This is a genomic window from Mesorhizobium sp. FG116 (assembly GCF_057809835.1).
Map to the genome: position 1 here is coordinate 423,536 of NZ_JBMDKS010000001.1, position 8,465 is coordinate 432,000.

An 8,465-nucleotide genomic window follows, 5' to 3' on the forward strand; every position below is an offset into this window, starting at 1 on the left:
CGTGACACGACTCTTGGCCCGGGCATGTTCCGGGCCTCTTTTTTGCCGCCACCTTGGCCGCCACATTCAACAAAAACGCGAAACAGCTTCGGATTCACCGGGGGGATTCGCCTCTTGCGTGCAGGGCGCAACGGGAAGAAGTTGCGTGCCATTGGGCGAGGGAGCGCCAACGGGCACGTTTTTCAGGTCTTGACCTAAGTGCTCGACCTGTTGGTGAGGTCAATTTAACTCAGTTGATTCAGACAGATGCCGGCTCTCGGTAGCCTGTCGTCCACCATCCGGCGCGGTTCGCTGTCGCAATGAGGAGCGAGAGGAGGAGCAGCAATGCTCGAAGCTTATTTCAAGTTGAAGGAGGAAGGTTCTTCCGTCCGCACCGAGGTGATCGCGGGCGTCACAACCTTCCTGACCATGTCCTACATCATCTTCGTCAACCCGGAGATCCTGTCCACCACGGGCATGGACCGCAATGCCGTGTTCGTCGCCACCTGTCTCGCGGCAGCGCTCGGCTCGTTCATCATGGCCATGCTGGCGCGCTGGCCAATCGGCATGGCGCCCGGCATGGGGCTCAATGCGTTCTTCGCCTTTACCGTGGTCGGAGCCATGGGCTTCACCTGGCAGCAGGCGCTCGGTGCGGTGTTCATTTCCGGCGTCATCTTCCTGATCCTGACCGTAACCGGGGTGCGCAGCTGGCTTATCGCGGGCATCCCGCATTCCATGCGCAGCGCCATCGCCGCCGGCATCGGCCTGTTCCTCGCCATCATCGCGCTCAAGAGTTCCGAGATCGTCGTCGACAACCCGGCAACGCTGGTCGGGCTGGGCGATGTGACCAAGACCGGGCCGCTGCTGGCGATCCTGGGCTTCTTCATCATCGCCGCACTCGACGCGCTCAAGGTGCGTGGCGCAATCCTGCTCGGCATCCTCGTCATCACCGTCCTGTCAATGGCGCTGGGCGTCACCCAGTTCGGCGGCATCATTTCCATGCCTCCGTCGATCGCGCCGACCTTCCTGCAACTCGACATCCTTGGCGCGATGCACAGCGGTCTCGTGCACGTCATCCTCGTCTTCGTGCTGGTCGAAGTGTTCGATGCCACCGGAACGCTGATCGGTGTCGCCAAGCGGGCCAAGTTGATCGAGGAAGGCAAGCCAAACCGGCTCGGCCGCGCTTTGCTGGCGGACAGCACGGCGATTGTCGCCGGTTCGCTGCTCGGCACGTCCAGCACGACCGCCTATGTCGAAAGCGCATCCGGTGTACAGGCCGGCGGCCGCACGGGCTTGACCGCGCTGGTGATCGCACTGCTGTTTTTGGCCGCACTTTTCTTTTCGCCGCTGGCCGGCTCGGTTCCCGTCTATGCAACGGCGCCGGCTCTGCTCTACGTCGCCTGCCTGATGATGCGCGAGCTGGTCGAGGTCGAGTGGGAGGAGATCACCGAGGCAGCGCCCGCCGCGCTGACCGCGCTGATGATGCCGTTTACCTACTCCATCGCCAACGGCCTTGCCTTCGGTTTCATCAGCTATGCCGTTTTGAAGACCGCGACGGGCCGCGCCCGCGACGTCCACCCGGCAACCTGGCTGGTTGCCGCGCTGTTCATCATCCGCTTTGCGATGGTCAGCGAATAGATTTGCCGCGAAAACCGGCCCGGATGTTTCCGGGCCGGTTTCTTGTCTCCCGCTATCCCGAAACGCGCCGGTGTCTGACCGCGCGGATGTTTGCTTCCCGTCCTGTCGATAAGGGTTGGAGCACCCGTCTCTTCCGTGATAGGCCACGCCCGGAACAGAGGGCATGATGCAGCCGGAGAAAATCACCCAAGCCATCCGCAAGGCGATCGTCGACCGGGGTGCCCGGTCTCCTGCCGAACGCGAGAAGATTTACGCCGCTGCCCGGATTGCCGTTGGCAGGCAGATGAATGGCGGAACGAACGCTGCCGTCATCGAAGCTGCGATCAGCGCCATCGAAGCATCCTTTGCGCCCAAGCCTGAGAAAAAACCCTCCATTTCCGCCCTTGGCCCGGCGATCAGGAACTCCTTGCCGCCAATCGGTATCGGTGTGTTGTTCGGGGCGTTGATGGTTTCGGCGGTATGGGCGCTCATGCCCGCGTCACAGGACGGAAATCAGGTCTTGGAGAGCCTGGAGCGTAGATACAACGAGACGGTTCCCCAGGTTCCTGTTGCTGTCGACTTTCTGCGCAAGGTTTCCGATTCCGTCATCGCTATGCAGAAGTCGGACCGGGCGGGTCTTGAGGCCAAGGCTGCCAAGACCTTCATTCAGCTGCGCAAACTCGACCCGGAACTGGCGGCGCAGATGCCTGCCTCGCTGCCGCGAGGCAGCTCGGTCATCGTTCGGGCGAATGCGTTCGACTTCAAGATCCTGTTCAACTGGACTTTGTGCGGGGCGGTGCAGATGACGCACCCGGCCATGGTCGATGGCGTCCGCACCAAGGCCGATGTCCTCGGCTGCCCTTATTTCGGCCTTTGGACACCCGCCGCGGCGAACTGGTAGCCAGGCACCTGCCTGCCGAACTCAGCGGACAATGCCACGGCAGGCCCACGCGACATTGGCAAACGACCTCGGGCCATCCGGCCTGCCCGCTTCATACGCATCACGCATCGCCGCGTCGGTGCGTGCGCGCTCGGCATCATCCAGCGTGGTCATGTATTTGCCCAGCGGACCTTCTCCGGCGGCGATCGGCGCCCAGTAGTCGTCGAAGTTGCTGTAGTCCATGCGGACCATCAGTTCGGTTTCCGTAACATCCGACAGCCCTTGCTCGATAAAGGTCCGCTTCATTTCGCCCGGCTGCATCATCGGCTGGAAGCAGTAGCGGGCGCGCAGTTGCCGCCCGCCTTCGCTTAGCGCCGCCACCGTATCGACCATCATGCGCATACCCGGCATGCCGCCGAGATGATCCCACACCACGGCCGCCACCACGCCGCCCGGCCGCACCACACGGCGCATCTCGGCGACGGCCTTGCCGGCATCGGGCACGAAATGCAGCACGAGCAGCGCCATGGCGCGGTCGAACGTGCCGTCTTCGAAAGGCAAAGCGCAGGCGTCGGCCTGGCTGATCTTCACGCGCGGATCGGTGTTGCGCTTTCTCGCCGCCTCCACGAAGACAGGCGAGAAGTCGATTGCCGCGATCTCCACTGGATCGGCGGAAGCTGCCAGCGCGAAGGTCAGGCTGCCGGTGCCGCAGCCGACGTCGAGTACCCTTTCGCACTTTGCAAGTCCGGCAAATTCGATGAACGGGGATGCGAGTTTCCGGCTCCAGCGACCCATCAACTGGTCGTAGCCGGTCGCATCATGAACGTTGAAGCTTGACGGCATCGGAAGGCCCCTTGGCATGAGGCATATTAGCAAGCCGTCATCCTAGACCTTGGCTGGATGCTTGCCAAGCCGACGGAATAAGCCGTTCAGCGTCTACATGGTTAAAGCACCCTTAACCTTCTCCCCGATAGTCTGGCATGTGAGTCCGCCGACCTGCGAGCCTGTGTCGGCGCAGCATTCAGTGACGGGGAAGATGCATGCGTTCAGGGGCTACTGCGCGGCTTGCGCTGGAAGATACCGGCTATAGCGGGTTGCAGGCGTTCGCGCGCCGGCAGGTCGGGCGGCTGGCGGGTTGCGGCCTGTTTGCCTTCGTCGCCTTCGGCATTGCCAGCCTGGCGACCTGGAACGTGGCCGATCCCAGCTTCTCGCACGCCACCGACAACGTGGTGACCAACGCCATGGGCTATGCGGGCGCGGTTTTCTCCGACCTCGCCATGCAGTTCTTCGGCTTGTCGTCGGTTGCCGGCCTGGTCCCGGCCATCATCTGGGGCTTCCTGCTGTTTTCGGCCCGCGGCGTCGACAATCTGCCCAAGCGCGGCCTGGCATGGTTCGGCTTTGCCGTTCTGGCGGCCGCGATCGCCGGTTGCGTGGTGCCGCCAAACACTTGGCCGCTGCCAACAGGGCTCGGCGGCGTCGTCGGCGACATGGTACTCAACATTCCAGGGCTTTTTGTCGGCGGTTATCCGACCGGCCTGTTCGCCAGCTTCCTCGCCTTGCTGTTTGCCGCACCGATGCTGTGGCTGTTTGCCTTCGGCTCGGCGCTGATCGCCCGCAAGAACGGCTTTGCGGTCATGGAAGAGCCCGAAAAGCCGGAGGTCGTCGACAACGATCAGGTGCTTTTCGAAAAGGACGAGGATGACGACGACGGTGAGGGCATGCTGGCCCTTGGCGCTTTGACCCACTGGTGGCTGTCGTTCCGCGCCTATCTGCGCCGTCGCGCCGCCCGCCGCCGCGAGCAGAACGAACAGTTCGAGCCGGAGATGGAACAGCGCTCCAGCGCCTGGCGCCGCGCCGCCGAACGGGTTGAATCCCAGGAATTGGCCGAGGCGCATATGAGCAGGGGCGGGCGCGCCCGCGTCGAGCCCGAGTTCTTTGCCCAGATGGTCAATGACCGCGGCGCTTCGCTCGATCCGCACGACGTCGACGTCTTCGGCGGCGACGACATGGACGATATGGATTTCGCGGACGAGCCGATGCCGGCTCACCGGCCGGATGCCGCCCATGTCCAGAATTTCCGCTCCGATGCGGCAACGCGCGTTGCAGCACCCGCCCCGCGTCCCGCTCCCGGCAGCCGCGTGCAGCGTGAGGCGCAGACCTCGCTGATCGGCTCGCAGACGTTCGAAATGCCGTCGCTGCATTTCCTGTCCGACCCGCCCAACGTGGTGCGCGATCCCAGCCTGTCGAAGGATGCGCTCGAACAGAACGCCCGCCTGCTGGAAGGCGTGCTGGAGGATTTCGGCGTCAAGGGCGAGATCATCCACGTGCGTCCGGGTCCGGTCGTCACGCTTTACGAACTCGAACCCGCGCCCGGCATCAAGTCATCGCGCGTCATCGGCCTTGCCGACGACATCGCGCGTTCGATGAGCGCCATTGCCTGCCGCGTTGCCGTGGTTCCGGGGCGCAACGCCATCGGCATCGAACTGCCCAATGCCAAGCGCGAGACGGTTTACCTGCGCGAAATCATGGCCAGCCGCGATTTCGAGACCACCAAGGCGAAGCTGGCGCTAGCGCTCGGCAAGACGATCAACGGCGAGGCCGTCATCGTCGATATCGCCAAGATGCCGCACGTGCTGGTCGCCGGCACCACCGGTTCCGGCAAGTCGGTCGCCATCAACACGATGATCCTGTCGCTTCTCTATCGCATGACGCCCGAGCAGTGCCGCCTCATCATGATCGATCCGAAGATGCTGGAACTGTCGGTCTATGACGGCATTCCGCACCTTTTGACGCCGGTCGTGACCGATCCGAAAAAGGCGGTCGTCGCGCTGAAATGGACGGTGCGGGAGATGGAAGACCGCTACCGCAAGATGTCCAAGGTCGGCGTGCGCAACATCGACGGCTTCAACCAGCGCGTCGCGCAGGCGGAGAAAAAAGGCGAGCAGATCTCGCGCACGGTGCAGACCGGCTTCGACCGCCAGACCGGCGAGGCGATCTATGAAACCGAACATCTCGACCTTGAGCCGATGCCCTACATCGTCGTCATCATCGACGAGATGGCCGACCTGATGATGGTCGCCGGCAAGGATATCGAAGGCGCGGTGCAGCGTCTCGCACAGATGGCGCGTGCCGCCGGCATCCATGTCATCATGGCGACGCAGCGCCCTTCGGTCGATGTCATCACCGGCACCATCAAGGCGAACTTCCCGACCCGCATTTCCTTCCAGGTCACGTCGAAGATCGACAGCCGCACCATCTTGGGCGAGCAGGGCGCGGAGCAACTGCTCGGCATGGGCGACATGCTCTACATGGCTGGCGGCGGCCGCATCCAGCGCGTGCACGGGCCGTTCGTTTCCGACGACGAGGTCGAGAAGATCGTCGCCCACCTGAAACTGCAAGGCGTGCCGGAATATCTCGACGCCATCACCGAAGACGATGGCGAGGACGACGAAGATGCGCCGGGTCGGGGCAGCAACGGCGGCGGTGGCGGCAATTTCGAGGATTCCGACGATCCGTACGACCAGGCGGTCGCGGTGGTGCTGCGCGACGGCAAGGCGTCGACCAGCTACATCCAGCGGCGTCTCGGCATCGGCTACAACCGTGCTGCGTCGATCATCGAGCGGATGGAAAAGGAAGGCGTGGTCGGCCCGGCAAACCACGCCGGCAAGCGCGAAATCCTCGTTCCCACCGAGGACGACAAGTTCTAGGCAGGGAACTTTCCGGCCTCGCCAAACTTAAGCCCAACTGAAAGGTGATGAGAGGCCAACGAGACGAAAGTGATGAGCATGACCAAAGACACACCTGCCGATTCTGCCCTGACGCGCCGCCGCCTTCTCGGCTTCGGGCTGGCATTCGTCGGCGCTTCGGCGCTCAACATCGTTCCGGGGTTCCGCTTGCTGGCGTCGGCGCAGGCCGCGGTGCCGGAAGCCGCCCAGAAGATCGCGGACCATTTTTCCTCGGTCAAGACGATGAGCGGCGAGTTCGTGCAGTTCGGACCCAAGGGCGAGCAGACCGGCGGCAAGTTCTTCCTCGAACGGCCGGGCAAGATCCGCTTCAACTATGAAGGTCCGTCCAATTTCCAGGTCGTGTCTGACGGCAATTCGGTGGTCATCCTCAACAAGAAGCTGAAAACCTCCGATCTTTATCCGCTGTCGAAGACCCCGCTCAAGCTGCTGCTGGACAACCGCATCGATCTTTCCGGCGAACTGGTCCAGAGCGTGAAGCAGGAAGACGATCTCACCACCATCCAGTTGGCCGACAAGTCGGTCTTCGGCAATTCCAAGATCACCATGATGTTCGACCCGAACACCTATGAGCTGCGCCAGTGGACCATCACCGATGCGCAGGGCAAGGACACGACGGTGATGATCTTCAACGTCAAGCAGGGCGTGAATTTCGCCGCCAACACCTTTGCCATCGACTATCGGGCCAACCGCGAACTCAACTCGCGCCAGCCCCAGAAATAGTCCGCTCCAAGCTGTGGAAATCGCCGTGAGCCGTGCCGAAAGGCGCGGCCCGCCTTGTCTTTGACCATCGCTGCTGGCAGTTTGCCGCCCGATACCCTCACAAGGGCGCGAGAAGTCCAGCGGCGGCCATTGGTCGCTCGCCGTGCGCCCGATTGGAACATGGCGCATGGCTTTCACGATCGCGACCTGGAACATCAACTCCGTGCGGCTGCGCATGCCGCTGGTCGAGCGCCTGTTGGAAGAACACCGGCCAGACGTTCTGTGCCTGCAGGAAACCAAGTGCCCCGACGACCTTTTCCCGGAAAAGGCGTTCCGCAAGCTCGGCTACGAGCACATCGCGATCCACGGCCAGAAAGGCTATCACGGCGTCGCGACCGTAGCGCGCCGTCCGATCGAGGTGGTGGAGAGGCGGCGCTTCTGCGAGATCGAAGACAGCCGGCACATTTCCGTCACCGTTCGCACCAACGGCACTTCCATCCTGCTGCACAACTTCTACGTGCCCGCCGGCGGCGACGAGCCCGATCCGGCGATCAACCGGAAATTCAGGCACAAGCTCGACTTCGTCGAGGAGATGCGGGCGATCCGCGCCGCGCATGACGAGGTGTCGGGCTCCGTCCTTGTCGGCGATCTCAACATCGCGCCGCTCGAACACGATGTCTGGTCGCACAAGCAACTCCTCAACGTCGTCAGCCACACACCCGTCGAGACGACCAATTTCGAGGCCATGCGGCAGGCCGGCGAATGGGTAGACCTGATGCGGCTCAATGTGCCGCTCGAACAGAAACTCTACACCTGGTGGAGCTATCGGGCGCAGGACTGGCAAGCCTCCGACCGGGGTCGCCGCCTCGACCATGTCTGGTCGTCGCCCAATCTTGTGCCGCACTTTGCCGGCTACGATATCCTGCGCGAAGCGCGCGGCTGGGAGCGGCCGTCCGACCACGTTCCCGTCATCGCACGCTTCGACCTGGCCTAGTTCGCGCCTTACCCAACCTCAGTTGTGCGATTGTCGGCGCAACCTCTCCAACCCGTCATCCCGGAATTCTCTTTCGAGCGAAGCGAGGAAGGAATGTCCGGAATCCTTTTGCGCCGGTTGGAAATTGGCGGGGTTCACTCATTGCAAGGCCGGTTTGGCTTCTTCAAATTTCTGCATCGCCTGCGCACTTCCGCACTGTCACGGAATGGATCCCGGACAGCGTCGCCTTCACGTTGTTCGGCTTGCTTCCGGGATGACGCTGTTCGTAGATCTCGTCTTGAGTTAGATGCCTGGCCGGTTAATCCAGCCTGATGTCCGAAGCAGGCTGAAGCGCAACCTCTGCGCTTCATCATCTCCGCTAGGGAGTGCCACCTCTCCGCTTCGTCATCCCGGAATTCACTTTCGAGCGAAGCGAGGAAGGAATGTCCGGGATCCATTCCGTGACATCACAGCAGTGCGAAAGCGGTACAGAAGTCGCTTCCCTCTCCCCGTTTACGGGGGTGAGCAGCCGGTTCGCGAAGCGAATTCATCATGCCAGTGGCATGATGAA

General features: G+C 62.7%; 6 protein-coding genes. 5 read left to right on the forward strand and 1 reads right to left on the reverse strand.

Annotated elements, in window-relative coordinates; all coding sequences use genetic code 11:
* The first annotated feature begins 324 nt into the window (after window positions 1-324).
* Complete coding sequence (locus ACODTY_RS02020) at window positions 325-1,617, forward strand: NCS2 family permease (protein WP_488992618.1); 1,293 nt, start codon at window positions 325-327, stop codon at window positions 1,615-1,617.
* 163 nt (window positions 1,618-1,780) lie between these two features.
* A complete protein-coding gene (locus ACODTY_RS02025; protein WP_488992619.1) occupies window positions 1,781-2,497 on the forward strand; it encodes a hypothetical protein in 717 nt (238 codons plus the stop codon).
* Window positions 2,498-2,518: 21 nt separating this feature from the next.
* Here the strand turns inward: ACODTY_RS02025 and ACODTY_RS02030 are convergent, their stop codons facing one another.
* A complete protein-coding gene (locus tag ACODTY_RS02030) occupies window positions 2,519-3,319 on the reverse strand; it encodes a class I SAM-dependent methyltransferase (RefSeq protein ID WP_488992620.1) in 801 nt (266 codons plus the stop codon).
* 197 nt (window positions 3,320-3,516) lie between these two features.
* On the opposite strand from ACODTY_RS02030, the gene ACODTY_RS02035 reads away from it, so the two are divergent.
* The 3 genes from ACODTY_RS02035 (at window position 3,517) to ACODTY_RS02045 (ending at window position 7,915) form a co-directional block, all read left to right on the forward strand.
* Complete coding sequence (locus tag ACODTY_RS02035) at window positions 3,517-6,183, forward strand: DNA translocase FtsK (protein ID WP_488992621.1); 2,667 nt, start codon at window positions 3,517-3,519, stop codon at window positions 6,181-6,183.
* A 72-nt stretch (window positions 6,184-6,255) separates the two neighbouring features.
* A complete protein-coding gene (locus tag ACODTY_RS02040) occupies window positions 6,256-6,942 on the forward strand; it encodes an outer membrane lipoprotein carrier protein LolA (protein WP_488992622.1) in 687 nt (228 codons plus the stop codon).
* Between the two features lie 166 nt (window positions 6,943-7,108).
* A complete protein-coding gene (locus tag ACODTY_RS02045; protein WP_488992623.1) occupies window positions 7,109-7,915 on the forward strand; it encodes an exodeoxyribonuclease III in 807 nt (268 codons plus the stop codon).
* The last annotated feature ends 550 nt before the right edge of the window (window positions 7,916-8,465 follow it).

What these genes read in the sequence shown, in the direction of transcription:
- ACODTY_RS02040 (WP_488992622.1), top strand. Translation starts at nt 6,256, where the DNA reads ATGAGCATGACCAAAGACACACCTGCCGATTCTGCCCTGACGCGCCGC.
- ACODTY_RS02035 (WP_488992621.1), top strand. Translation starts at nt 3,517, where the DNA reads ATGCGTTCAGGGGCTACTGCGCGGCTTGCGCTGGAAGATACCGGCTAT.
- ACODTY_RS02030 (WP_488992620.1), bottom strand. Translation starts at nt 3,319, where the DNA reads ATGCCGTCAAGCTTCAACGTTCATGATGCGACCGGCTACGACCAGTTG.
- ACODTY_RS02020 (WP_488992618.1), top strand. Translation starts at nt 325, where the DNA reads ATGCTCGAAGCTTATTTCAAGTTGAAGGAGGAAGGTTCTTCCGTCCGC.
- ACODTY_RS02045 (WP_488992623.1), top strand. Translation starts at nt 7,109, where the DNA reads ATGGCTTTCACGATCGCGACCTGGAACATCAACTCCGTGCGGCTGCGC.
- ACODTY_RS02025 (WP_488992619.1), top strand. Translation starts at nt 1,781, where the DNA reads ATGATGCAGCCGGAGAAAATCACCCAAGCCATCCGCAAGGCGATCGTC.